The organism is Streptomyces sp. NPDC029466, from assembly GCF_055574515.1.
Map to the genome: position 1 here is coordinate 47,561 of NZ_JBVHZH010000036.1, position 23,802 is coordinate 71,362.

Genomic DNA, 23,802 nt, shown 5'->3' on the forward strand with positions numbered 1-23,802 from the left:
GGAAACCGAATCCCGGCTCGGTACGATCGACGGCATGGCAAAGCATCTGTTATTCGTGGCCCTTTTCGGACACGGACATGTCAACCCCACGCTGCCGCTGGTCGAGGAGCTCGTCCGCCGGGGGCACCGAGTGGACTACGCGACGACTGCGGAGCACTCCGAGGCGGTCACCAAAGCCGGGGCCCGCTGGGTGGAGCTGAAGCTCCAGTCGCCTGAAATCCTGGTTCCGCCCCGCCAGTTCGGCCTCGAAGAGATCGTCATCTGGATGCGCGAAATGTTCGCGGAGATGTGTGCGCAGTACCCCGTGCTGCGCGACTACTGCGCCGCGGAGTCGCCGGACGCGATCTGTTATGACGGCATGAACTGGCCTGGCAAGGTCGTCGCGGAAAAGCTCGGGCTGCCCGCCGTGCGGTTCATTCCCAACTTCGCCTCCAACGAGGCGTTCTCGCTGTTCGACGATGTCATGACGGGTGATGCCGGCGACGGAAATCCCCTGCAGGGTCTGCTCAGTGACTGCGCGGACTTCTCCGCCGAACACGGTGTCACGCTCACCCCGGAGAGCACCCTGAACGACATCGAGAATCTGAACCTTGTGTTCATACCCAGGCAATTCCAGCCCGCCGGTGACACCTTCGACGAACGTTTCCACTTCATCGGCCCCTCCTTGGGCAGCCGGGAGCACGCCGAGCCCTGGTCGCCGGCCGATCCCGAGTCCCCCGTACTGTTCATTTCGCTGGGCACGGTCTTCAACGACCGGCCCGAGTTCTACCGCACCTGCATCGAAGCCTTCCGCGACGGGCCCTACCAAGTGGCCATGGCCATCGGCGATCTGGACCGGGCCGCGCTGGGAGACATTCCGCCCTCCTTCGACGTCCGGCCGTACTTCCCGCAGCCGGCGGTGCTGCGGCACGCCGCCGCTTTCGTCTCGCACGCCGGGATGAACTCCACCATGGAGGCGCTGTATTACGGGGTGGGCCTGATCACCATTCCGCAGATGCCGGAGCAGGCCGCCAATGCCGGGCGCGCGCAGGAGCTGGGGCTCGGCGTGCAGCTGGACCCCGCGACGGTCACCGCCGAGTCGTTGCGTACCGCGGTCAGCCGAGTCGTCTCCGACCCCGCCGTGCGCAGCAATCTCGACCGGATGCGCCCAGTGGTCAAGGACAGCGGAGGAGCCGTCCGCGGCGCGGAGGTGATCGAGGAATATCTCCACTGAGGTCCGCGGCATGACGCCGGGGTGCGAGAGCTGCGCTCCGCACCCCGGCGTCCTGGACCACCGGCACCTCAGCCGCACCGAGACCGCCCGCCGCCGCTTCTGCTCCTGACGACGACGCTCGGGGGGCCAATGAGGGCGTATCCGGCGGAGCGCCTGGCAAGGTAGAGGTATGTGCGGTCGATTCGTCTCCACTCGTAGCCCGCAAGACCTGGCGAGCGTCTTCGATGTCCCCCGCTGGGACCGTGACCGGGCTCTGGAGCCGAGCTGGAATGTGGCGCCGACGGACGATGTGTGGTCGGTGCTGGAGCGGGTCGAGCGGGAGACCGGGGAGATCACGCGGCAGCTGCGGCCGCTGCGCTGGGGCCTGGTGCCGTCCTGGGCGAAGAGCCTGAAGACCGGCGCGAAGATGATCAATGCCAGGGTGGAGACCGTCGCGGAGAAGCCGGCCTACCGCCGGGCGTTCGCCAAGCGGCGCTGTCTGCTGCCCGCGGACGGCTTCTACGAGTGGCAGAACGTCGCCGCCACCAAGACCGCCAAGGCCCACAAGCAGCCGTACTTCATCAGCCCGGAAGACCGCCAGGTGATGGCTCTGGCCGGCCTGTACGAGTTCTGGCGCGACCCGGCCGTCGAGGACGGCGCTCCGGGGGCCTGGTGGACCACCTGCACGATCATCACCACCGAAGCCACCGACGCCGCCGGCCGCGTCCACCCCCGTATGCCGCTCGCCATCGCCCCCGCCGACTGGGGCGCCTGGCTCGACCCCGCCCACGAGGACCCCGGCGAGCTACGCGCCCTGCTGACCGCCCCCGCCGCCGGACATCTGGCCGCCCGCGCGGTTTCGACCGCGGTCAACGACGTGCGCAACAACGGCCCGCATCTCCTGGACGAGCCGGGCGACGACACCGGCGGCGCCTGAGCGCCGGGCGCGGCAGCAGTAGGCCCCGGATACCAGGCCGACACTGAGTACGGGTACTCAAGCCCGTGGCCGACAGGCCCGCGCATACTCACGCCATGCACATGCAATCGCCGGGGTGCCCGGACTGCGGAATACCGCTGGGGTCGCCTCCGCCCGCTCGGTGCACCCGTTGCCGACTGCCCCTGACCGGGCCGGATGCCTTCGCGTTGTGGCAGGTCACCGGAGAGCTGAGCGCACTGGACGCACGACGGCAGTGGCTGGCTCAGCGGCACGCCGAGTTGCTGGGCGCGCTGCGGGCACGCCGGGAATCGCCCGCGGAGATCCCGGTGGCCGCCTCCGCGGGAGCGCCGGCGATCGCTCCCGTGGGCGGCCTCGCGGCGCGGGAGCTCTCCGTGCCGTCCGCCCGGACCGCGCTGCTGATCGTCGGCGGACTGCTGGTGGTGGTGGCCGCGGTGGTGTTCACGGTGGTGAGCTGGGGCCGGCTGGGGATCGGCGGGCGGGCCGCCGTACTGCTCGCGCTGACCGTGTGCGCGCTCGCACTGCCCCGTCCGCTGCGGCGGCGGCAGCTCACGGCCACCGCCGAGGCGTCGGCCGCGGTGGGGCTCGCCCTGGTGCTCCTGGACGGCTATGCCGCCCGGGAGGCCGGGCTCGGCGGTCTGGACCGCGTCGGGACGGCCGGCTACTGGGCGGTGTTCACCGCGCTGACGGCGGTGGGTGCGGCGGGCTACGGCTGGTGGCAGCGGCTCCGGCTCCCGCTGCCCCTGGGTTTCCTGATGGCACGACTGCCCGGCCTCCTGGGCGCCGCCGCCCTGGGCGGAACGACCGAGGACTACGCGACCGCGGTGATCGCCACGGCCGCGGTGGACTTCGCGGTCCTGTACGCGCTCACGGCACGCGACGCCGCCGGGCAGGCCGGGTTCCGCGAGCGGGTGGGTGGCGAACGGGCGGCTACCACCCTGGTCACGGTGGCCCGGACGGTCGCCGGCGGATGGGCGTTGCTGGGCGGGGTGCTGGCGGTGGGAGACGCGGTGCTCGCTCCGTCGCCGGCCGCGGTGGTGCGGGCCTGGGTGCCGCTGGGGCTGCTGGTGCTGCTGGGTATGGCGCTGTGCCGCGGCTTCCGCACTCTGCCGTTCGCCCTGCGCGCCGGTGCGGAGGGCGTGGCCGCCGTGGCCTTGATCGTGGCCGTCGGAGCGGGCTTGCGGTGCGTCACGCCCCCGGGGTGGACCGTGGTCGGATACGCGGCACCGGCGGCGCTCATCGCCGCGTGGGCGGCGATGTCCTGCGCGCGCAGTGGCCGGTGGGCGAAGCCTGCGACGGGTGGGCCGGCGGGCGCGCCGACGGGTGGGCCGTTCGCACCGCCGTCCCGCGCCGCGGCCGCGGTGGGAGAGCTGGTCGCCGCCTCAACCTCCCTGCTGCTGACCGGTGTTGTGGTGCTGCCGGAACTCGCGCACGCCCTCCTCCGGCCCGTCGCTCACGGCGTGGTGCTCTGGGGTGGCGGTCACCCGCCGCGGTGGAGCTGGCAGCTCGCGACCCCGCCCCTGGCCGTGCTCTGGCTGTCCGCCGCCGCCCTGGCTGCCATGGCCGGGCTGCGGACCCGTGCCGTCGGTGACGGTGACCGGCAGCCGGACCGACTGGCGAACGCGCTCCGCAACGCACGGGCGCTGACCGCCGTTCCCGCGGTGCTCCTGCTGCCGGTGGCGCTGGGGCTGCCGTACGCATGGGTGCTGGCGGCCGCCGTTGTCGCGTCCGTCGCCGTAGCGGTGGACGTCGTGCGCCGGCCGGACGCCGCACTCATACCGCGGCTCCTGGTACTGGCCGCCGCCGGCGCGCTCGCCCTGCTGTGGTCGTCGGCCGATCGGGTCGCCGTGCTCGCGGTGTGGGGGACCTTCGCCGCGTCGGCCTCCGTACTCGCCCACGTCCTTTCGGCCACGACCTCCCCGCCCGCTCTGCGCACGACGGCGCGGGTCGCGGGTGCCTTCGCCGTCCTCGCCCTGGGGGTCGAGGCGGTCGCGTCCGGGGCCACAGCCGACCTGCCCCGGCACGTCACCGCGTTCGCGGTACTCGCGGTCGCGGTCACCGCCGCCGGTGCCGCGGCGGCCTGGCACCGGATCCCGGGGCGCGGTCAGGTCTCCACGGCTGTCGAAGGCGCCGGCTACGCCCTGGCGGCAATCGCCATCGCCCTGACGGCACTTCACCCCGATGCGCTGAGCCTCGCCCTCGCCGTGACCGGGGTCGCGGGCCTGGCCGTCGCGCTGCGGCCGGACCGCCGCCGCGCCGCACTCGTCGGGACCGGCCTGCTCATCGCCTCCTCCTGGGTGCGTCTGGCCCTGGCGGGCGTCTCCTCCCCCGAGGCGTACACCCTCCCGATCACGGCAGCCGCACTGGTCATCGGCCACCGTCGCCGTACCGGCACATCGGGCACCGGCTCCTGGCCCGCGTACGGGGCCGGGCTGGGTGCGACCGTGCTCCCCGGACTCGCCGCCATGTGGAGCGATGAGAACTGGGTGCGTCCGCTGCTGCTGGGTGCGGCGGCCCTGGTCACCACCGTCGTCGGGGTGCGCACGCGTCTCCAGGCACCGCTGGTCGTCGGCGGCGGCGCACTCGTGCTGGTCGGACTGCATGAACTCGCCCCGACCGTGGTCCAGGTCTTCGGCCTGCTGCCCCGCTGGGTGCCGGTGGCCGCGGCCGGCCTGCTCCTGCTGCTGCTCGGGGCCAGCTACGAGAAGCGGATCGCTGAGGTCCGGCGGCTGCGTGACACGGTGCGCAGCATGACCTGACGGGCTGCCCGGCCGGGAGGCGGCGCGCTGCCGCCGACCCGTCGGCCGGCTCTCAGAGGTGCCAGCTGATGGTCCCGCTGTGGACGGACAGCACTACCAGCAGCACGAGGTCCACGGTGCCGAACAGCAGGCCCAGGTAGGCGCGCAGGCGCCGGATGGTCCCGCGGTACAGTGCCGCGGCGCCGAAGAAGAGGGCGCACGGGCCGAAGAAGACATTGAACACCAGGATGCCCAGCAGGCCGCAGACGAACGCGGCGACAGCCATGCGGTCGGCCTGCGGACGCGGTCCGGTCCTCAGGGGGATCCGGGCGGAGGTCATCGGCCGGCTCCCTTCGTGGTGCGGCCGGCCTTCCGGCGCTCCTTGGTGAAGAAGAACATCAGCCAGGCCGCGATGGCGATGCCGGCGGCGACCGTGACCGGCACCGGGACATGCGCCGCGGTCCCCAGCAGGACTCCGAACAGGAACAGGGCTACGACCAAGAAAAGCATGCTCCGCCTTTCCGTATCGGGACGGCAGGGAGCCGGTGCGCCGGGTTGCCGACGCGTTCGAGGCTCCGGTGACGGCACCAACTGCGCCCTTGAAGCGGTGCCTTGGCCCTCGTACCCGGATCCCCGGCTTCTAACGGGGACCGCCCCCGGCGCCGACCGGCCCGGGCGACCGGTCCGCGGGTCTCCCGAACCAGTCGACACAGAGCACCAGCAAGTCGTCCAGCGGTTCCGCGGCACGGAAGTCGGCCAGGTCGCGCAGTACGGCGCGGGGCACGGCGGCTGCCGGGAGCAGTCTGCCGGCGTGGATGGACCGGGCCAGGGCACGTTCCGCGTACGCCTCCCCCTGCGGCGACCGTGCCCCGTACACACCGTCGCTGACGACGACCAGCCGGTCCCCGGACAGCACCTCGAATTCCTGCGCCTTGTAGTGCGTCTCCTCGAACATGCCGAGCGGCATCTGGGGATCGAGTTCTATGCGCTCGATCGCTCTGCCCCGCATCCGCCACAGCTGGGGCGACCCGGCGTCCACGGCCTGGACCCGGCCCGTCGCGAAGTCGAATCGCAGCAGCAGGGTGGATACGTAGGCGGCTCCCCGGTATTGGGCGTAGAGGGCCTGGTCGGCCAGTGCCGCCTGGTCCTCGATGCTGATACCGGCCCGGCGGGCGTTGCGCAGCGCGTTGACGGCGAGGTGGGTGAGCATCGCGGCATGGACGCCGGTTCCCATGCCGTCGGTGACGGCGAGGGTCAGCTCGTCGGCGTCCGAGGCCCAGTCGTAGTTGTCGCCGTGGGTGTCGTGGGCGGATTCGAGCTGGGCGCCGATGGCGTACTCGTCGGCGGAACAGGCCCGGGCCGGGAGGAGGTGCCACTGCATCTCGGCGGCCAGGGTGAACCGGCCGGTGCGTCGTGCCCGCTGGTAGACGTCGGTGTCGCGCTCGGCCACCAGGAGTTCGTGGCCGAGCAGACCGGCCGCGTGGACCAGGTCGTGGACGGCGTCCGGAACGGACCGCTCGGCGGGCAGCCGTACCGTGAGCAGGCCGGTGCGCTCCCCTCGGACGGTCACCGGGAGATGGTGCTCGACGATGTCTCCGTGCCGGGTCTGCTGGTGGGGCTGGCGGCCGTCGAACGCTCTGCCCTCGGCGCTGTTGGCGACCGGGACCGGCGCGGCTGCCGCCCCCACCGCACCGAAGGGGGTGAGCACCGTGGCCCCGTGGTCCGCGAGCAGCAACTCCACGGAGAGCGCTCCGTAGCGTTCGGCGAGCACGTCACGAAGCGTGTCCACCAGAGCGTGCGGGGCCGATGCCCGCACCGCTCGTTCTACCTCACGACGCTGAGTCACGGTCTCTCAAACATTCTTCGTCCGTGGACGAGGGCAAAGGCGGGGGCTGACGGGGAGGACCGCGCCGCAGGACGGAACCGAGTGGCCGGGTGTGTCCCGTTACCGTGGCCGGCCGGGCCGCCGCGAGCGCGGGAGGGTGGGGGCCCCTTGCGCCGTTGAACCGGTGGCGGCGCCCAGGGGTACGTAAGGAGTCCTCCCGCCAGGAGGGGGCCTTGTCGTCACAGCCGCGTTCCCTTCCGGTGCGCGGCGGGCCCGGCGGCGGAGGGCTCCGCGGCGTGGAGGCGGGGCTCGATGCGTTTCACGCGGCGGCCTCCTCCCCCTCACATATGAGGGTGACCGCCCACGCATCGTCGGCGGCCACGCTCATGTTCTGACAGCGTGCAGCGGATCTCAGGCCGCTTTCGTCCCAAGCCACGCCAGGCGCAGCCGCCTTGTTCTGTGACGAGAACAGATTGTTGCCTTATGGCGAATGTTGTCAAACGGCAACTATCGCTTCTATCCTGGTCCGAGCTGGTCGTCTGGTCGTGTGCACGCCCGGGCCACTGCATTGCTCCAACCGTCAGCCCCTACAGCGAGGTTCACCGTGCCCCAGCCCAGTGGAGGCCGACCGATAGAGGGAGAGGTGACCGTGCGGCAGGAGCGTGACGCTCTTGTCGTCGCCGTCACGGGCCCCCTCGATCTCGACAGCGTCGCGCCGCTGGAAGAGATCCTGCGAAAGGCGGACGAGGACGGCGTGGCCCGGGTCGTCGTCGACCTGTCAGCAGCCCCGTTCGCCGACTCCACCACGGTCAACGTCCTGCTCCAGGCGCACAGCGCACTGGGCCCCGCGCTGCGCCTCGCGGCCCCCTCCGCCGCTCTGGAGCGACTCTTCACCCTCACCGGGCTCGACACCGTCCTGCCGCTGTACGACTCCGTGACGAAGGCCCTCGACGCCGAGCCGGCCGCCCCCCTCGGGACCGACGGCGGCGATCACGAAGGCTAGAGCGTGCCTCCTGCCCTTCAGCGCTGAGCTCAGCGCGCAGCGCTCCTGCGGCCGGCAGCTGTGCGCGCCGCGCTCAGCAGCTCAACGCACCTCTCCCCTGCGACAGCCAGTTGGCGCCTAGCGCGCCAGGGCCGCCCGTACCGCCTTGCCGCCGCCGGAGCCCGGCAGGACCGCGACGTCAAGGGCCAGCGCGTGCACCATGGGCCAACCGAAGCCGCCATGGCTGCCGGAGAGATCGGGGTCGCGCTTCCGGGGACGCGTGGGGCTGGGGTCCTCGACACACACCTCGATCCGCTCACGGTCCGCGCGAAGACGCAGGGCCGTGACGGCACCGGCGTGCCGTAGCGCGTTGGCGACCAGCTCGGACACCAGGAGCAGCAGGTTCTCGGTGGTCAGTGCGGGTGGCGCGGGGCAGAGCAGGGCAGCGAAGCTCCGGGCGAAATCGCGGGCGTCCGCCGCCGAGCCCGGACGGCAGACCCGCTGCGTCAGCTGTATCGGTTGGTCCTCAATCACTAGCCTGCGTTGCATGGCGTTCTCCCCCCGCTCGTAGGGTCCCGTTCGCGGCGGCTGTCCGGGACGCGTCTACCCCGACAGCCGACCGGGAAAAGGACGTCTTCGGCCCGCCGCGGGGCGCGTTGCTCACGGCCGCCCTGCCACGGGCTGCCTGACCTGCGGGTTCTCCATCCGGCGGACGGCCAGGGCGAGTGTGTCGTCCGGATGCAGGATGACGGTGTGCATGTCCTCCGCGACGGCGCCGGGGATCTCCGGAACCGGGCGTCGGGCATGGGCCTGAGCGGCCTTGACGAGGCGCGCCTCACCCTCGATGGGGTCCCGCCGGCTCTCGGTCAGGCCGTCGGTGTAGAGCATGAGGACGTCGCCCTCGTGCAGGGTGTCCTCCAGTACGGACTCACTGCCGGGAAGCGGGAATCCGATGCCCCGGCCGCGGACCTCCAGGTAGTCGGCGCTCCCGTCGGCACGGACGACCAGGGCCGGCGGGTGGCTGCCGTTGGCCAGACTCAGCGCTCCGGTCTCCGGGTTGATCCGGGCAAGCAGGACAGTGGCCATGATTTCGGGGTCGAACGGCACGAGGATGTCGTGGGTGCGGGCGACGATGGATTCCAGCGGATGGCCTTCGAGGGCCAGGGTGCGCACGGCGTGCGTGACATTGAGCGCGCTGCGGGTACTGCGCACGCCGTGGCCCAGCGCGTCCACGACCGTGATGTGCACCGTGCCGTCGGGTAGCAGGAGCCAGTCGTAGAAGTCGCCTCCCGTGGGTGCGTCCGTATCGGCCGGCGCGTAGTGAACGGCGAGCTCCAGCCCGCTGACGGTGATCGGCGGGGGCCGTAGCGCGTCCTCCAGCTCGCGCAGGATCTGGCCATGCGCCCGGCGCAACTGCTCGTCCCGTTCCTCCAGTTGGACATAGAGGGCGAGCACGCCGCTGTTGGTTTCGGCGAGTTCGTCCTTGAGCCGGTGCAGTTCCGTGCTGAGGGCGTCGACGCGGGAGAGTGCGACAGCGAGATCGCTTTCGAGCGCCGCGATCTCCGCCTCGTACGCCTCGGTGGCCGCCCCCTCGCGGGTACGGGCCGGGGCCGCGGCGGTTCCCTGGGGCGCGGGCAGCACGGCGGAGAGCGGCGGGGGCTCCCCTTCACTGAGAGGGAGGTGCCAGGCCACGGTGCCCTCGGGCATGGACCGGCCGGGCAGCGGCAAGTCGGCCGGGCTCGGTGCCGCCGCTGCCGGTCCGGCGTGCAGTGTCACGGCCAGCAGGGTTTTTCCGCCGGGCGCGGTGCGCTCAACGGCCTCCAGGCGAACCGGGCCGCCGGCGTCGAGGGCGGCCGTGGCCATCCGGGAAACGGAGAGCAGCAGCCGCGCTCCGTTCTGGGAGGGCAGGCCGTGCGCCTCGCAGATTCCCCGGACGGCGCGGCGCAGGCTCGGCAGGGTGTGGAAGGTGTGGGGGCTCACGGAAGTCTCTGGCTGGGTCGGGCGGCGATCACGGTCGCATCGTCGCGGCTGAGGCGATGGCTGTGGGCGAGGGACGCGGCGAGCAGGAGCGGCGGCAGCCGGTGCACGAAGGCCGAGGGCGACCGGGCCCATCGCTGGTCGATGCCGTCGGAGTGGAGCACCGCGGTGGCACCGGGCGGTACGGGAAAGGAGCGCACCTGAGGCGTCGCCATGTTCAGACCGGCTATACCGGGCTGACCGGTCAGACGGTGGCCCACGTCGAGCGGAGTCAGCGTCATGACCCGTACGTTGCCGATACCGCTGTACTCCGCCCGGCCGGGGTGCAGGCGCAGCAGCCCGACCGCCGCGCCCCGGGTGCGGCGCAGCGCTCGATGCAGGGCCGTGAGGAGTTCGGGCAGCGGCAGGTCCGGGGACCGGTGAAAGGAACGTATGGCCGTCTGCGCGGCCTCGGCCGCTTGCGGGCCGTGCCCGAGGCCGTCGACCACGATCGCGGTGCGGGCGGTGCCCTGGTCGACGACGGCGCAGGCGTCGCCGCTGAGCTGCTCGCGGTCCGCGGGCAGGCAGATGGCGCCCACCTCCTGGTCGGCCGGGTGGGTGGCGTCGGGCGCGGTGAGGCGGGCGCAGACGAGGGTGCCGGCGCCGGGCTGCGTACGGATGGTGAGGGCGGTTGCTATCCGCTTCACGGCGCCCAGCCCGGCCCCGAGGGTGTTGCTGGTGGTGTAGCCGTCGGCGAGGCACTGCTGGAGTGCGCCGATGCCGGGGCCACGGTCCGCGGCGATGATCTCCATCCCGCCGCCCAGCGGCAGGGGCTGGATGAACAGCGAGCCGCTGCTCGCGTGTTTGGCCAGGTTGCTGGCCAGTTCCGAGGCGATGACGGCGGCCTGGTCGGGCAGGGCGCCCGGCAAGTGGCAGCGCCCGGCCACCGTACGGGCGGTCTCGGCGGCAAGATGGACGGCGCTGTAGTGGTCGACGGCGATATGTGCCGTCGGCGAGGTCTCGGGGGAAGTCACCGCCCCGCCCATCGCGTGGCGATCACGGTCGTGCCCTGTCCTGGCACGGTGTGCAGTTCGAAGTCGTTCATCAGGCGTCGGGCACCCCCCAGTCCGTGGCCCAGTCCCGCGCCGGTGGTGAAACCGTCGGACAGCGCCGCGTCGGTGTCCACGATGCCGGGGCCCTCGTCCTTGACCGTCAGACGCAGCCCGGCGTTTCCCCCCAGTGTCAGCTGGTCGATCGTCACTATTCCCCCTCCGCCGTGGATGTAGGCGTTGCGGGCCAGCTCGCTGGCGGCGGTGACCACCCGGGTCTGGTCGACGATGCTGAATCCGGCCCGCAGGGTGGCCGCCCGCACGGCGTGGCGGACGGTCAACAGGTCCTCTTCGGTGCGCACGTGGTGGACCGTCCGCTCCGTGTGCGCCGCAGGCCCGGCGGCGTCGGACGCCGTGGGGGCGAATGTCACCGTGTGGTCAGTGTTCCGGGCGGAACTCACCCAGGCCCCCTCCGGACGGTTGCAGGCTCTGATGCCAGCCCATCGCCGCCATCGCCTGCTCGGCGTTGAGTGCTGTCTCCACCCCGGTGAGCTGGATGCCCAGCTCGACGAGGGTGATGGCGACCGGCGGCCGCATGCCGGCGACGATGACCCGGGCGCCCAGCAGCCGCGCCATGGTGGTCAGCTCCATCAACGTACGGGCCACGAAGGAATCGACGAGCTCCAGCCGGGAGATGTCGATGAGCACACCACGGGCTCCGTCGCTGCTGATCCGGCTGGTGAGCTCCTCGGTGAACGCCACGGCGGTCTTGTCGTCGAGTTCGTTGAGGAGACCGGTGACCAGCACGTCCCCCAGCCGCAGGATCGGGACTCCGCCCGAGGCCGGCGTGCTCATCGCTTGTCCAGCGGCGCGTGGTCCGATCCAGCGGCGTCGGTCAGCTTCACGGCCTCTCCGAGGGCGTCGGCGAGAGTGGCGCGCGTCAGGATCGTCGACAAATCGATCCCGAGCTGCGCGATGGTCTGGGCGATGGGCGGCCGGATGCCACTGATGACGCAGTCCGCGCCCATCAGGCGCACGGCGTTGACGGTGTGCATCAGATGCTGGGCGACAGCGGTGTCGACGGTGGGCACACCGGTGATGTCGATGATGGCGACCAGCGCCTCGTGCTCCTGGATGGCCTGGAGGAGGTTCTCCATCACCACCTGAGTGCGTGCGGTGTCGAGGGTGCCGATCAGCGGGACGGCCAGGACCTGGCGCCACAGCCTGACGACCGGCGTGGACACCTCCAGCAGCTGCTGGCTCTGCCGGCGGATGATCTCCTCGCGGCCCTCGACGAAGGTCTCGAACGAGAGCGCACCGGCGCTGTCCAGCAGGCGGTTGATCAGCACCGCGCTGGGGAAGAGGTCGTCCCCCTCGCGGGTCCGCCGCTGGACGGCCTCCAGCAGGGCTTCCTTGAGCGACAGCACCGCCAGGGAGGTCGCGGTGGGCGAGACGCCCCTGCGGGCACGGCGCATGGAGATCTCGGACACCGTCCGGTGCATCTCCTCGTGCGAGGTGACCACGCGCTCGACCGGGAGCCCGAGATCCAGACCGGACAGCAGGGCGCCGACCAGGGCGTCGGCCTCCTCGCCGAGCTCGGCCTCGCTCACCTCCCCGTCCAGCGACGGCTGCGCCAGCTGCAACTGCACCCAACGGTCCGAGATCTCATCGGCCTCTTCGCGCAGCACGCTCGTGACACGCTCGCGTGCGGCAGCTTCAGCGGAAACCAACTCTTCGTCCTTTCGGTCCGGCCGACCCGTGGTGACCGTCGGACTGTTCGCCCGACGGGGCGGCCGGGCCGAGCCGCGCTCGTCAATAGTTGCCTTCCGGCAAATGTTATCGAGCGCGATCAAGCCCGGTAACCCACGGGCCCCCTCTTCACCCGCCGAGGCGGGGAATGGCCGGACGGCCGAATCAGTGCGGTGGTTTTGCGGCCGGAGAGCGGATATGAGACCCCTGCGCTTTCCGGGATCCGGCGCTACGGCGCCCCTGTGGGCGAGCAGCGGGCCGCACCTCGTGGGTGATCTCACAGCGGCGACCGGCGACAAGAGCCGTAGCAGGTCGGCGGCTACGGACCCGGGACACGGCGCGGAGTCCGCCGCCCGCGCAGGGTCCCGGCGGCGGACCTCAAAGGGACGGTGAACTCAAGGACGCCGACCAGTGCCGCACAACGATCCGCGCTCAGTCCAGACCGTCGCCGAACCAGTCAAAACACAGCACCAAGGCGTCATCCAGCGTCTCCGCCGCACGGTATTCGGCCACATCGCGCAGCAGCGCACCCGGCACCAGCGCGGCCGGCAGCAGCCGCGTGGCGTGCAGCCCCCGCGCGAGCGCCGCCTCGACGTAGTTTCCGCCGCGTGGCGAGGGCGCCTGGTACACCCCGTCGCTCACGAAAACCAGCCGGTCCCCCGGCTCGACCGCGAAACTCTCGGCCGTGTAGTGGGACTCCTCGAACATGCCCAGGGGCAGTTGTCTGTCCAGCTCGATGCGCTCGACGGTCCTGCCCCGCAGCCGCCACATCTGCGGCGACCCCGCGTCGATGACCTCCATCCGCCCCGTCGCGAGTTCCACCCGCACGAGCAGCGTCGAGACATGGGACGCGCCCCGGTAGTGGTCGTACACCGCCTGGTCGGCCAACGCCGCCTGGTCCGCGAGGCCGACGCCGGCCCGCCGGGCGTTGCGCAGCGCGCTGACGGCGAGGTGGGTGAGGAGCGAGGCGTCGATGCCCTGCCCCATGCCGTTGGTGACGGCGAGGGTCAGTTCCTCGCCGTCCGAGGCCCAGTCGAAATTGTCGCCGTGCACGGCGTAGGCGGGCTCCAGCTGGGCACCGAGGGCGTACTGCGCGGCGGTGCACGCCCGGGCCGGCAGCAGCTGCCACTGCATCTCCGCCGCCAGGGTGAGGCGACTGATACGGCGTACCCGCTGATAGACGTCGGTGTCCCGCTCGGCGACCAGGATCTCGTGCCCCAGCTGGTCGACGACTTGCCTCAGCTCATCCAGGACCGCGGGGGTGGAACGGTCCCCGGGAAGCCGGACCGTCAGAATGCCGATCCGGTCGCCACGCACCGTCACCGGGAGATGGTGGTCGACGGCGTCACCGTGCGGCACCTGCTGCGCGCGGCGCTCCTGGCTCCCCAGCGCACGCCCTTCCGGACTGCTGGCGATGCGCAGCGGTCCGTCCCCGTCCCCCGCGGAGTCGCACGGGCTGAGAACCGTGCCGCCGTAGTCCGTCAGATACAGGCGCACCGAAGTGGCCCCGTAGGCCGTGGCGAGGTGATCACGCACGGTGTCGAGCAGGGCGTGGGGGGCCGATGCACGCAGTGCCCGGCCCACATCAATGCCTTCCGTCATGCCTTCGCTGACCCCCTTCGTGCCGCGCCAAGGGCAGGGTCGGTCTGACAACAGGACGCACAGGGTGACAGAGTGTTCGTGTGTCCCGTTTCACCAGTCGGTCCCCTTCCCGCGAGCAGGCGAGCGCGGCGGCCCTTGCCGCCTCCGAGCTGCTCGAGGTTCTGTGGGGACGTGGACAGGAGGCGGCGCGCTCGGCGGAGGTCTCCCCTTCCCAGCTCCGCGCACTCCTCGTGCTCGAAAAGCGGGAAGGCACGAACCTGCGCACCCTCGCCGAAGCGCTCGCCTCGCGGCCGCCGGCGGTCAGCAGACTCTGCGACCGCCTGGAGGCGATGGGCCTGGCCGAACGGAGCCCCAGCGCGACGAGCCGACGCGAGGTCGAGCTGCGGCTGAGCCTGCGCGGCAGAGTGCTGCTGGAGGAGTACCGCGCGGCACGGAGCCGCGACGTCACCGCCACCCTGGAGCAGATGAAACCCGCCGATGTCGCCAAGCTCGCGGCCGGCCTGGAGGCCTTTCACGCGGCATTCGCCCGGCGCGCGGCCGACGAGGGCGGCGCTTCCGTCCGGGACGACAGCGTCGCGGACAGTGCCTAGCCTCACCTGAACTCCGCCTCCCGAGCCGACATCCCACCGGAAACGCTCTGCGCGGACGGAGCAAACGGATCTTCGCCGCACGAGGGACGCTATCAAACCGGCCTTGCGCCACCGGCCGTTCGGACGAACGGGGCGTGGATGCACTGGAAGACCTGGTGAGGTGGTGGTGGACCTCGTCACGGCTCCACGAAATCCCCGCCGCGGTGAGCCGGGCTCATGACTCCGTCACGAGCTGGATCTTGGGCCACTCGCCGCCTGTGACGCGGCCGTAGCCCCCGCGGGGTCCGTTCTCGCCGTGGCCAACCCGGGCGCCGAGCCGGCGCAGATGTGGGTCACCACCTGCACCGGCCTCAGCGCCAAGCTGGCCCACGGCAGCACCCTGACGCCGCCGTGGGCCACTTGAGGCGGGGAGGGTGAAGGGACCGGGCCTCGCCCGACGCCTTGCCCAGCGCCCTACATCACGCGCTTGAACCAGGTGATCGGACTGGTCGTGTCGCGGGCCTGGACATAGACGCGGGCCGGCACGGCCACCATCCTCTGCTCGGTGTCATTGTTCTGCCGATAGACGATGTAGCCGGTGTAGTACGCCCCGTTCCCCCGGGGTTCCAGCCAGCCCTTCTTCTTGCCGTCGGGCACATTGATCTCGACGTCGGTTTCCAGGGTGCTCTGGAGCTTCTTGGTGGAGGTGGCCGCGTAGCTGTAGGCGAAACTTGCCTCTACCGGAATCTCACTCTTTCCGTCGCCGATCTTTGGCGTGATCTTTCCACCTATTGACCAGCCCTCCGTCTCGCTCTTTTCGTCAGCCACAGAGCTGGAGATCTTGTAGGTCAGCTTCCCGCCGCCGGCCAGACCATCACCGGCCGACCCCCTGACCGGATATTTCTCGGTGACCTTGCCGACGAACGCGCACGGCGGCTTCTGCCCCACACGCGCCGAGTCGTGGTTCTGCCGATTGCAGAGCTGATCGAGGTTTTCCTGGGTCCACTCGTCCTTGTAGGCGCCCTTGCCGGTGAAAACGGGTGCCGTGTAGTTCGCCGACTCCTTGAGCCCCGAGATGGGCTCGTAGAGCCGCTTGGCGCTCTCGCGGGCAGGTTCCTTGGTGTTGGGGTCCTCGGCGAATGTCTTGGCCGCCGCCTGGGCGTCCTGGATGGCCTGACCAGGGTCGTAGTTGACCTGTCCGCCCTGCACGTCCGAGAGGTTGACCTGCTTGTCGTCGAGCCCGGTGGGCAGGCCCATCACGCTTTCGGAGTCCTTGACCGGAGTCCACTTGGCCAGGTCCGCCATGACCTGGTCATCCGTGTCATACATGTGGTCGGGCACTGCGGGCTTTTCGTCCGCGAAGGCCGGCGACTGCGAACCGAGTACGGACGCCCCGGCGAGAAGTGCGGTCGTGGCAGCGATTGCCATTCTTCTGCTTCTGCTTCTGCGCTGACGCCGGGCGGCAGCGGAGCTGGGTATGGACATGCGACTCTCTCTTTCACCTGGAACCGACCCCCTCGGTCGCGCACGTGCGCATGACGGAGGCGCGACGGAAAAGGAGGAAGAAGAGGAAGAAGACGGCGCTGTGTACGCCTGGAGCTTTCACCAAGGGCACGGACTTCGAGCGTGTGAAATCCTGGTGCCCTGGCCGGCTTCAGAGCCCTGTAGGTCTCTGTCGATGAAAGAGACGGAAGTCCTTTGCACACGGTTGCGTTGAACCGACCGGTAGCTTCTGAACGTTTACCGGCACGCATTGCAGGCGCACAATCAATGGCGATGAGCTCGGGAGCCACTGCCGCCTTCGCCGCGGCCGGCGATCAGACCCGGCAGGGCGCCCCGCGCCGACTCGGAGCGATGGGCCGGTCGGACCTCGGTGCGTAGTCCGAGGGCGGTCCGCGCCGGACGGTCTGCCAGGATGACGCGGTGCTGTCCGAACTCGCTGCGCCGGAGCCCGTCACCGTCGAGCCGCCCCACGCCCTCGCGCCGGTCGTGCTCACGCAGAGCTGGCTCGATCTGGCGTTCCTCCACTGGGCCGTTGATCCGGCGGAGGTGGCTCCCCTGCTGCCGGCCGGGACGGTCCCGGACACCTTCGACGGAGCCACCTACGTCGGGCTGGTGGCGTTCCGGATGCATCGGGTCGGATGGTTCAGGCTTCCGGGCATCCCCTACCTCGGCACCTTTCCGGAGACGAATGTACGTCTCTACTCGGTGGACGGCAGCGGACGACGCGGGGTGGTCTTCCGGTCCCTGGACGCCTCCCGGCTGATACCGGTGGCCTTCGCGCGAGCCGTGGTCCGGCTGCCGTACTTGTGGTCCCGGATGTCCGTCCGGCACGACGGCGACACCGTCAGCTACGCCAGCACCCGGCGCTGGCCAGGTCCGCGCGGGGCACACTGCCGGATCACCCTGCGCAAGGGGGCTCCCGTGACCGCGCCCACCGCACTCGAACACTTCCTGACCGCGCGCTGGGGCCTGCACCACACGTTTCACGGGCGGCCGTCCTATCTGCACAACGCCCATCCGCGCTGGCCACTGCACCGGGCGGAACTACTGCACCTCGACGAGAACCTGATCGCGGCGGCGGGCCTGTCCACGCCGATGGGGCAGCCGCTCAGTGTGCTGTACTCCCCCGGTGTTCCGGTGACGTTCGGCCGCCCCACCCAGGGCGGCTGAGCCCGCCCGCCCGATGCAGGGCGGGCCTGCCCTGCTGTCAGTGATGCCTGCAACGATGATCGGCATGACCAGCACAAGTAGCCCTGCGACTCAGGCCGCGGACGTAGCCGAAGCCCTGTTCATCTCTGCTGGGGGCGTCGGCTCAGCGCCTGTCCCCGTTCTGGCCTACGCCGCGGGAGCGGACCGTCTTGCCCGACGCGAGGCGCTGCGTCCGGTGTACGAGGCGATCGTGGCGCGTATCGGTGCCCCTACCCTGCTCGGCGGTGCCGCCGGCGGGCCGAGCGTGCGCTGGTGCACCCGGGAGAAGATCCTGCTGCTGTCCGGCGATCACACGCGCGCCCAGCTTTCGGTGCACGCGGCCGATGAGTTCGAGCGGGACGAGTGGTGGACCTTTGACCGGACTCACCTCGGGTCGGCCGGGGAGCCGCCTCGCTTTGATGCGCTGCCGTACATATGGCAGCTCGACCGCAAAGGCCCTGGAGCCGCTCCGTCGTGGACGTACAACGGGGTGTTCGTCGCAGGCAGTTGGGACCATGCGACCACTGGTCTGGAGCTGATGCTTGCCGCGTGGGTGGAGCAGTATCCCGTCCAGGCCCCCGGGGACTGGATCGGCTTCACGCTGTGGACCGCCCGCGACTGGCGCCGGGACATGATCGTGTCGTACACCCCCGCCGACCACGGGCGCGAACTGGCGGTTTGCATCGACGACCGGGGCGTCGAACAGACCGAGGAGCGTCGGGTGCGGATGCACGAGCGCGGCTGGCAGACCCTGGACGAACACCAGTGGTGGCGTACGAAGTTGCCGGAGACCGATCCTGCCGCGCCCCGGCTGATCGCTGAGCTGGTCATCGCCGAGTGCCGGGCCCGCAAAGCCACCTGTCCGAACGAGCTGCGGGCTCACGACATCAGCGCGGGTGATGACGGCGCTCTGTGGCTCACCGGGCTGGGTCTTCCGACGCATCCCTCGCGTGGCGAGCACTACTGAGTCCCTCGCCCCCGCGTGCCGGTGGGCGAGCGTGCAGCGATGCCGGGGTGCAACCGTGCGCGGTCAGGATGTGCGGTGGGGCGCAGGGTAGGCGAGGAGCGAGTCGGCGGGGCGGCGAGCACCAGGAGCGCCATGGCGACGCCGGCAGCGACGGAGCACACGCGGGGCCCAGCCGGTCGGCGCGGAAGAAGCATGCACGGGACGGTTAGGAGTACCACCTGCGCCATGGCGGGGACCTGATCTGGGAGATCGGGACCGGGTACTTCGGCTGCCGGACCGCCGACGGCGCTTTCGACGAGCGGGAGTTTGCCGCCAAGGCAGCTCACGAGCAGGTGAAGTGTGTGTCCCTGAAGCTTTCGCAAGGGGCCAAACCCGGCATCGGAGGAGTGCTGCCGGGAGGCAAGGTCAATGCCGAGATAGCCCGTGTGCGGGAGGTACCGGAGGGCCAGACCGTCATCTCGCCGCCCTACCATCGGCAATTCAGCACTCCGCGCGAGCTGGTCGGTTTCATCGCCGGAATGAGGGACCTGGCCGGTGGTAAGCCGACGGGATTCAAGCTGTGCGTCGGCTCGCGGCAGCAATTCCTCTCGGTGTGCAAGGCGATGCTGGAAGAGGGCACCACGCCGGCCTTCATCGTCGTCGACGGCGCCGAGGGTGGCACCGGTGCCGCCCCGCTGGAATTCGCGGACAACCTGGGCGCCCCGCTCACGCATCCAGGACGCCGGCGAACTGACTCCGCACCAGCTGCGTCGACGGCTGGACCCACGCACCGTCTGCTCGTACGCGGAACTGTACGACTGACTCGCTCCCGGTCAGCTCCTGGCAGACCCGCCGCGGGACTGGAGGCAGGACTGGGAGGCAGCCGACCCCGAGCGCTTCACGGTCTGACGAGGGCGGGCGAGGACGGGCGAGGACGGAGGAGCACTCGGAGTGGGGGTTCGAAACGAGCGTCAATTACAGGTTGACGGCCCTCGATCGTCAACTTAAAGTTGACGCATGAGTCCACTCGACATCAGCCTCGCCGACCTGATCGCCCGTCTCGACGAGGAACTCCCCGGCGCCAGCGAACTGGCCCGGATCAGCGAGGCGCGACTGCGCGCCCAGACCCTGTCCGACCTCGGTGACCAGCTCATCGACCACTACGTCAGCAAGGCCAAGCAGACCGGCGCGTCGTGGACCGAGATCGGCGACGCCATCGGGGTGTCCAAGCAGGCCGCCCAGCAACGCCACGCACCCGGTCCCTTCGAGCGGTACACCAACCTGAACCGGCACAGCATCGTGCTGGCGCAGGAGGCCGCCCGAACGCACAAGCACGACTCCATCGGCACCGAACACCTCCTGCTCGGCCTGCTCGGTGAACCGCGGGGCCTGGCATACGAGGTGCTGATGGCGAAAGCCGAGTCGGAGCAGCGCATCCGCGACGCGATCGAGGAAGCGTTGCCGCCGGCCGGGGAGAAGGCACTGCGGGGTCACATCGCGTTCCGGCCGGAGAGCAAGGAGGCCATCGAGCAGGCCCGCCGCGCGGCGGCCGACCTCGGCCACGACTGGGTCGGCACGGAGCACACCCTGCTGGGCCTGATCCGCGCCGAGGAGAGCCCGGCCGCGCAGATCCTGCGCAGCCTCGGCTTCACGCCGGACGAGCTGCGCGAGACGGTCAAGACCGAGATCACCAAGCGGTCCGCCGCGCGCGATCAGCAGTAACGAAACGGTCAGTCACCTCGGTGGACCGGGCCGGCACAGCCGTCCCGGTCCATACGGGATGGCGGCGCGCTCGGGCCGCCGCCCGCCCCACCCGACGTCGTCAAAAACCTTGTAGTGCACGGCGGTTGAGAGTCGCCGTGCACGACGACTCATGCGGGCAGCACCTAACCGATATCGGGCTCGGACCGTACCTCGATCCGGTCCCCGGTCCGCTCCATCTCCAGCACGACGAGCTCGTTCCGTCCCCGCCGCCACAGATGGCTCGGCGCGTACAGGGTGACCTGCGGCCCGAGGGACCAGTACCGGCCGAGCGCGAAGCCGTTGAGCCACACCATGCCCTTGTCCCAGCCCGGGAAGGCGAGGAAGCCGTCCGCGGGGGTGTCGACATGGATCCGGGCCCGGTGGAACGCGGGGCCGGTCGGCACGTCTCCGCTACCGAACCTCACCGACGAGAGGTCGTCGAGAGGCAGCCGCCGGATCTCCCAGTTGCTCAGTTCGTCCTCGCCGAGGAGGACCTTGCCGCTGATTCCCTTCGGGTCATTCAGTCCCTCCCCGAAGTTGATCCGCCCGGTGGGATCGACCAGGAGGTCGAGGGTGCCGGACGCGCCGACCACGGTGAAGTCGACGGTGTGGTCCGGCTGGTTACGGTCGAAGGTGCCGATCCGCTGACCGTCGCCGAACACCAGCGCACGGTCGCCCAGGCCCGTGAGCCTCAGAGCCTTGGTCCCTTGCGGCCCCCGCACCCGAGTGCGGTAGTGGATCAGTCCGTAAGACTGCCCGACCCCCTCCATATGAGCGGGAGCGGTACGCCGCACCGGAGTGCTCAGCGCGTCCAGGGTGTCCATCAACGGCACCGACCCGCGCACGGCGACCCGCTGGGCCGGCATACGGCGCGGCGTGGCCGGCAGGGGCGTGCTGGGCAGGGTGGTGTACTTGGCCAGTACCTCACGCACCTGGTGGAATTTCTCGGTGAGTTCGCCGGATTCGCTGATCGGGGAGTCGTAGTCGTAGCTGGTGACGGTGGGCTGATAGTGGCTGCCGCTCAGGTTGGCACCCGCGTACCAGCCGAAGTTCGTTCCGCCCACCGCCATATAGAAGTTGATCGACGCTCCCGCTTCGAGGAGCTTCGCCACGTCGGCAGCGGTCCGCCCGGGATCCGTGGTGTGGTGCGGTTCTCCCCAGTGGTCGAACCAGCCATCCCAGAACTCCGTACAGAACAGGGGCTTGTCCGGCTGGAACTTGCGCAGCTCGGCGAAGGGTCCGGTCGGATCCCCGGCGAAGTTGACGGTGGAGAGGAGGTCGGGGAGGCTGCCGTTCTTGAGCATTTCCTGACTGGCCCCGTTGGAGCAGAACAGCAGGCTGTCCACGCCCTGCGCCCGCATGGTGTCCCGCAGATGTGCCAGGTGCGCATGGTCGTCGCCATAACTGCCGTACTCGTTCTCGACCTGCATGGCGATGACGGGCCCGCCACGCGTGGCCTGCAGATCGACGAACCGGGGCAGCAGTTCCGCGAACCAGGCGTCCACCGCCCGTTCGTAGGCGGGGTCGGAGCGGCGCAGCGGCGCGTCCTTGTCCTTGAGGAGCCAGGCCGGCAGGCCGCCGAAGTCCCATTCCGCGCAGATATACGGTCCCGGTCGCACGATCACCTTGAGCCCGACCTCGTCCGCGATCCGTACGAAGGACACCACATCGCGCCAGCCGGTGAAGTCGGCCTTTCCCTCGTGCGGTTGGTGGAAGTTCCAGGCCACGTAGGTCTCCACCGTGTTGAGGCCCATGGCCCGCATCCGCAGCAACCGGTCACGCCAGTCCTTGGGATGCGTCCGGAAGTAGTGGAAGGCCCCCGAGAGGATCCGGAACGGCTCACCGTCCAGCAGAAATTCGTTCCCGCGCACGGTCAGCCCCCGCGGACTGTCGGCCTGCGCCAGGGTCGTACGGCCACCGCCCAGGGCCACGCCCACGGACGCGGCCCCCACCGCGGCCGCACTCACAAATCTCCGCCGGCTGAACTGCGTCATCTCTGCTCTCCTCGACTCGACCGACCGTCATTCAAGGTGTGAACATGTTCAGTGGTGCGCGGTTCTGTGCCTTGAGAGTGTCATGTGGAACAGAATCGAGCACAAGGGTTCGTGACGGGGTACGCCGGTATGGCCAGACCGGCCGGGACAGCGGCCCAAGCCGGTATGACCGTGGCGGCCCTTCTCATGCCATCGACCTCACCGGCCGAGCACCAGCCGAGCGCCAGATGAACACCAGCTGAGAGGAGCGTCACAGGGCAACGGGTCATTGCCCACGGGCAGTTCGAGGAGACTTCCTGAATGCTCGAAACGTTGTGGACCGTCATCGTGCTCGCTGTGGTGCTGACGGGAGGCGCCTTGGTGCTGACGGGACTCGTCTGGATGCTCATTACGCTGCGGAGGATGGATCCCGAGGACCGATGGCGGGACCCAGCCCCCGTGCGCTCCCGGGTACGCGCCCTCGCGGACCGGACGTTCCACTTGGTGTTGTGGGTGCATGCCCACACGGTGCGCCCGGCAGCGCGCTGGTATGTGCGGTGGGGTGCCCGGGTGACCACGCGTCATCTGCGGTGGGCCCGGCATGGGTTCGGTCAGGACGCGGAGCGGCTGGTCCCTCGTTCCCATGCGGTGCGCAGTGCGGTGTTCGACTGGTACTGCACCATGCCGCTGGCGGGCATCGCCTACGTCATCAAGGCCTGCGTACTTCTTCTGGTAACGGTCAACACAGGCGTCATCGTGACCAAAGTGGTGACCGGCGTGACACACCTGTGGGAGAAGAGCAAGCAGGCGAACGCGCCGTGGTGGGCCCCCGGTGGCTCGCCTTCGGACCATGTCGTCGAGGGTGGTGGGAGCGACCGGCCGGACCCGCTCCTCGCGCTGATGGCGGCAGTGCGCAGGGCGGGCGCGGTGATCGCGGAGAAGGTGGGCGCCTCGCTCTCGGCCCTCACCGATCCAATGAGCAGGCCCATGGAGGCGCTCATCGCGGCCGCTTCGCTCGTTCTGGTCGCGATGATGCTGCTGGCGTTGCGCGTCGCCTGGCTCGCGCTCCGGCAGGTGGCGAGACCTTCCTACCAGGAGCACGGTCCGCATTACGCCGAGCCCCGCACCCGGTTCACGTGGGCCCGGCGGCTGCTGAGTCTGCGGGTGGGGCCGAACAGGGAGAACCGGCCGGTAGTGGTGTGGGTGAACTGTCTGGCCAGGGTGGGAGCCGCCCAGTCGCGGCACCGCTGGTCACTCCGCATCCGTAGCCCGCTGACGGCACCACGGGTACATCTGGCGGACGCGGAACGGGTGGTGTGGTCGGCGTGGCGGACCCGGCACACGACGGTCCGCGGTGTGCTGCGGGCCCAGCACAAAGAGCACGCGGCAGAGGTGGTGGGGGCGTTGCGCATGATGGAGACCCGGCAGGACACGGATGCCGATAGAGGGCGCGTATTCGAGGACATGGCGCGGATGCTGGCGAAGATCGCCGAGCGTTACGCACAGGGCCGCACCCTTGCGCTGTTGGACCCCGACGACCTCGCCGGCGCCTCCCGGGCGGTCAATCGCGAATGGGTGCGCATGGTCATCCTCGGCGTCGTCGTCATCGGGTCGGCGGTGGGAGCCGCCGCACTCGGCGTGTCGGATGCCGCGATCGCCCAGGTCGTGGGCATCGTCAGCCTCGTCATGGTCGGTCTGCTGTACGGCGCCCGGCTCACACCGACGGACCTCCTCGACGTGGTCCGTGGGCAGAGCCGTAAGTGAGCGGGAGATCGGGCTACGGGCCGGGCTACGGGTCCGGTCCACGGCGCGGCCCACGCCAGTGGCGGACA

At 70.4% G+C, this 23,802-nt stretch carries 21 protein-coding genes and 1 pseudogene; 10 read left to right on the top strand and 12 right to left on the bottom strand.

Annotation, left to right across the window (positions count from 1 at the left end):
- Positions 1-34: 34 nt before the first annotated feature.
- From ACZ4XD_RS25500 to ACZ4XD_RS25510, 3 genes are all read left to right on the top strand, one after another.
- The gene (locus ACZ4XD_RS25500; RefSeq protein WP_468045696.1) at positions 35-1,213 is read left to right on the top strand and encodes a macrolide family glycosyltransferase; all 1,179 of its coding nucleotides are present in this window, start codon (positions 35-37) and stop codon (positions 1,211-1,213) included.
- Between the two features lie 169 nt (positions 1,214-1,382).
- Positions 1,383-2,129, top strand: coding sequence for an SOS response-associated peptidase (locus ACZ4XD_RS25505; protein ID WP_468045698.1), 747 nt, complete (start codon positions 1,383-1,385; stop codon positions 2,127-2,129).
- Between the two features lie 95 nt (positions 2,130-2,224).
- Positions 2,225-4,906, top strand: coding sequence for an SCO7613 C-terminal domain-containing membrane protein (locus ACZ4XD_RS25510; RefSeq protein WP_468045700.1), 2,682 nt, complete (start codon positions 2,225-2,227; stop codon positions 4,904-4,906).
- 52 nt (positions 4,907-4,958) lie between these two features.
- On the opposite strand, the gene ACZ4XD_RS25515 is transcribed toward ACZ4XD_RS25510, so the two are convergent.
- From ACZ4XD_RS25515 to ACZ4XD_RS25525, 3 genes are all read right to left on the bottom strand, one after another.
- Positions 4,959-5,225, bottom strand: coding sequence for a DUF4190 domain-containing protein (locus ACZ4XD_RS25515; protein WP_468045702.1), 267 nt, complete (start codon positions 5,223-5,225; stop codon positions 4,959-4,961).
- On the bottom strand, positions 5,222-5,395 hold the full coding sequence (locus tag ACZ4XD_RS25520) for a hypothetical protein (protein ID WP_468045704.1): 174 nt from the start codon (positions 5,393-5,395) through the stop codon (positions 5,222-5,224). The genes ACZ4XD_RS25515 and ACZ4XD_RS25520 overlap by 4 nt, the downstream gene beginning before the upstream one ends.
- Positions 5,396-5,525: 130 nt before the next feature.
- The gene (locus tag ACZ4XD_RS25525; protein WP_468045706.1) at positions 5,526-6,674 is read right to left on the bottom strand and encodes a PP2C family protein-serine/threonine phosphatase; all 1,149 of its coding nucleotides are present in this window, start codon (positions 6,672-6,674) and stop codon (positions 5,526-5,528) included.
- 685 nt (positions 6,675-7,359) lie between these two features.
- On the opposite strand from ACZ4XD_RS25525, the gene ACZ4XD_RS25530 reads away from it, so the two are divergent.
- The gene (locus ACZ4XD_RS25530; protein ID WP_468045708.1) at positions 7,360-7,713 is read left to right on the top strand and encodes an STAS domain-containing protein; all 354 of its coding nucleotides are present in this window, start codon (positions 7,360-7,362) and stop codon (positions 7,711-7,713) included.
- Positions 7,714-7,830: 117 nt separating this feature from the next.
- Here ACZ4XD_RS25530 and ACZ4XD_RS25535 read toward each other — a convergent pair whose 3' ends face one another.
- From ACZ4XD_RS25535 to ACZ4XD_RS25565, 7 genes are all read right to left on the bottom strand, one after another.
- Positions 7,831-8,241, bottom strand: coding sequence for an ATP-binding protein (locus ACZ4XD_RS25535; protein ID WP_468045710.1), 411 nt, complete (start codon positions 8,239-8,241; stop codon positions 7,831-7,833).
- Positions 8,242-8,352: 111 nt separating this feature from the next.
- Positions 8,353-9,672, bottom strand: a complete 1,320-nt coding sequence (locus ACZ4XD_RS25540; RefSeq protein WP_468045712.1) for a PP2C family protein-serine/threonine phosphatase — start codon at positions 9,670-9,672, stop codon at positions 8,353-8,355.
- A complete protein-coding gene (locus ACZ4XD_RS25545; RefSeq protein WP_468045714.1) occupies positions 9,669-10,682 on the bottom strand; it encodes a SpoIIE family protein phosphatase in 1,014 nt (337 codons plus the stop codon). Before ACZ4XD_RS25545 ends, ACZ4XD_RS25540 begins: the two co-directional genes overlap by 4 nt.
- Positions 10,679-11,128: an anti-sigma regulatory factor gene (locus tag ACZ4XD_RS25550; RefSeq protein WP_468045716.1), complete on the bottom strand. Its 450-nt coding sequence runs from the start codon at positions 11,126-11,128 to the stop codon at positions 10,679-10,681. The genes ACZ4XD_RS25545 and ACZ4XD_RS25550 overlap by 4 nt, the downstream gene beginning before the upstream one ends.
- Before the next feature lie 7 nt (positions 11,129-11,135).
- Entirely contained in the window at positions 11,136-11,552 is a 417-nt protein-coding gene (locus ACZ4XD_RS25555; RefSeq protein WP_468045718.1) for an STAS domain-containing protein, read from the bottom strand.
- Positions 11,549-12,427 carry an STAS domain-containing protein gene (locus ACZ4XD_RS25560; protein ID WP_468045720.1) on the bottom strand — a complete coding sequence of 293 codons (879 nt, stop codon included), beginning with the start codon at positions 12,425-12,427 and terminating at the stop codon, positions 11,549-11,551. Before ACZ4XD_RS25560 ends, ACZ4XD_RS25555 begins: the two co-directional genes overlap by 4 nt.
- A gap of 451 nt (positions 12,428-12,878) precedes the next feature.
- Complete coding sequence (locus tag ACZ4XD_RS25565; protein WP_468045722.1) at positions 12,879-14,048, bottom strand: PP2C family protein-serine/threonine phosphatase; 1,170 nt, start codon at positions 14,046-14,048, stop codon at positions 12,879-12,881.
- 80 nt (positions 14,049-14,128) lie between these two features.
- On the opposite strand from ACZ4XD_RS25565, the gene ACZ4XD_RS25570 reads away from it, so the two are divergent.
- Positions 14,129-14,638: a MarR family winged helix-turn-helix transcriptional regulator gene (locus ACZ4XD_RS25570; RefSeq protein ID WP_468045724.1), complete on the top strand. Its 510-nt coding sequence runs from the start codon at positions 14,129-14,131 to the stop codon at positions 14,636-14,638.
- A 453-nt stretch (positions 14,639-15,091) separates the two neighbouring features.
- Here the strand turns inward: ACZ4XD_RS25570 and ACZ4XD_RS25575 are convergent, their stop codons facing one another.
- Entirely contained in the window at positions 15,092-16,045 is a 954-nt protein-coding gene (locus tag ACZ4XD_RS25575; protein ID WP_468045725.1) for a hypothetical protein, read from the bottom strand.
- Positions 16,046-16,540: 495 nt separating this feature from the next.
- Between ACZ4XD_RS25575 and ACZ4XD_RS25580 the strand changes: the two genes are divergently transcribed.
- The 4 genes and pseudogenes from ACZ4XD_RS25580 (at position 16,541) to ACZ4XD_RS25595 (ending at position 19,976) form a co-directional block, all read left to right on the top strand.
- On the top strand, positions 16,541-17,290 hold the full coding sequence (locus tag ACZ4XD_RS25580; RefSeq protein WP_468045727.1) for a YqjF family protein: 750 nt from the start codon (positions 16,541-16,543) through the stop codon (positions 17,288-17,290).
- Positions 17,291-17,354: 64 nt separating this feature from the next.
- Positions 17,355-18,275, top strand: a complete 921-nt coding sequence (locus ACZ4XD_RS25585) for a hypothetical protein (RefSeq protein WP_468045729.1) — start codon at positions 17,355-17,357, stop codon at positions 18,273-18,275.
- 209 nt (positions 18,276-18,484) lie between these two features.
- Positions 18,485-19,163, top strand: a pseudogene (locus ACZ4XD_RS25590) (glutamate synthase-related protein); the annotation flags it as partial.
- A gap of 108 nt (positions 19,164-19,271) precedes the next feature.
- Complete coding sequence (locus ACZ4XD_RS25595; RefSeq protein WP_468045731.1) at positions 19,272-19,976, top strand: Clp protease N-terminal domain-containing protein; 705 nt, start codon at positions 19,272-19,274, stop codon at positions 19,974-19,976.
- A 164-nt stretch (positions 19,977-20,140) separates the two neighbouring features.
- Here ACZ4XD_RS25595 and ACZ4XD_RS25600 read toward each other — a convergent pair whose 3' ends face one another.
- Positions 20,141-21,991, bottom strand: coding sequence for a glycoside hydrolase family 35 protein (locus ACZ4XD_RS25600; RefSeq protein ID WP_468045733.1), 1,851 nt, complete (start codon positions 21,989-21,991; stop codon positions 20,141-20,143).
- Between the two features lie 300 nt (positions 21,992-22,291).
- On the opposite strand from ACZ4XD_RS25600, the gene ACZ4XD_RS25605 reads away from it, so the two are divergent.
- Positions 22,292-23,734, top strand: coding sequence for a hypothetical protein (locus ACZ4XD_RS25605; protein ID WP_468045735.1), 1,443 nt, complete (start codon positions 22,292-22,294; stop codon positions 23,732-23,734).
- The last annotated feature ends 68 nt before the right edge of the window (positions 23,735-23,802 follow it).

What these genes read in the sequence shown, in the direction of transcription:
- ACZ4XD_RS25500 (WP_468045696.1), top strand. Translation starts at nt 35, where the DNA reads ATGGCAAAGCATCTGTTATTCGTGGCCCTTTTCGGACACGGACATGTC.
- ACZ4XD_RS25505 (WP_468045698.1), top strand. Translation starts at nt 1,383, where the DNA reads ATGTGCGGTCGATTCGTCTCCACTCGTAGCCCGCAAGACCTGGCGAGC.
- ACZ4XD_RS25510 (WP_468045700.1), top strand. Translation starts at nt 2,225, where the DNA reads ATGCACATGCAATCGCCGGGGTGCCCGGACTGCGGAATACCGCTGGGG.
- ACZ4XD_RS25515 (WP_468045702.1), bottom strand. Translation starts at nt 5,225, where the DNA reads ATGACCTCCGCCCGGATCCCCCTGAGGACCGGACCGCGTCCGCAGGCC.
- ACZ4XD_RS25520 (WP_468045704.1), bottom strand. Translation starts at nt 5,395, where the DNA reads ATGCTTTTCTTGGTCGTAGCCCTGTTCCTGTTCGGAGTCCTGCTGGGG.
- ACZ4XD_RS25535 (WP_468045710.1), bottom strand. Translation starts at nt 8,241, where the DNA reads ATGCAACGCAGGCTAGTGATTGAGGACCAACCGATACAGCTGACGCAG.
- ACZ4XD_RS25555 (WP_468045718.1), bottom strand. Translation starts at nt 11,552, where the DNA reads ATGAGCACGCCGGCCTCGGGCGGAGTCCCGATCCTGCGGCTGGGGGAC.
- ACZ4XD_RS25565 (WP_468045722.1), bottom strand. Translation starts at nt 14,048, where the DNA reads ATGACGGAAGGCATTGATGTGGGCCGGGCACTGCGTGCATCGGCCCCC.
- ACZ4XD_RS25575 (WP_468045725.1), bottom strand. Translation starts at nt 16,045, where the DNA reads ATGGCAATCGCTGCCACGACCGCACTTCTCGCCGGGGCGTCCGTACTC.
- ACZ4XD_RS25585 (WP_468045729.1), top strand. Translation starts at nt 17,355, where the DNA reads ATGACCAGCACAAGTAGCCCTGCGACTCAGGCCGCGGACGTAGCCGAA.
- ACZ4XD_RS25595 (WP_468045731.1), top strand. Translation starts at nt 19,272, where the DNA reads ATGAGTCCACTCGACATCAGCCTCGCCGACCTGATCGCCCGTCTCGAC.
- ACZ4XD_RS25600 (WP_468045733.1), bottom strand. Translation starts at nt 21,991, where the DNA reads ATGACGCAGTTCAGCCGGCGGAGATTTGTGAGTGCGGCCGCGGTGGGG.
- ACZ4XD_RS25605 (WP_468045735.1), top strand. Translation starts at nt 22,292, where the DNA reads ATGCTCGAAACGTTGTGGACCGTCATCGTGCTCGCTGTGGTGCTGACG.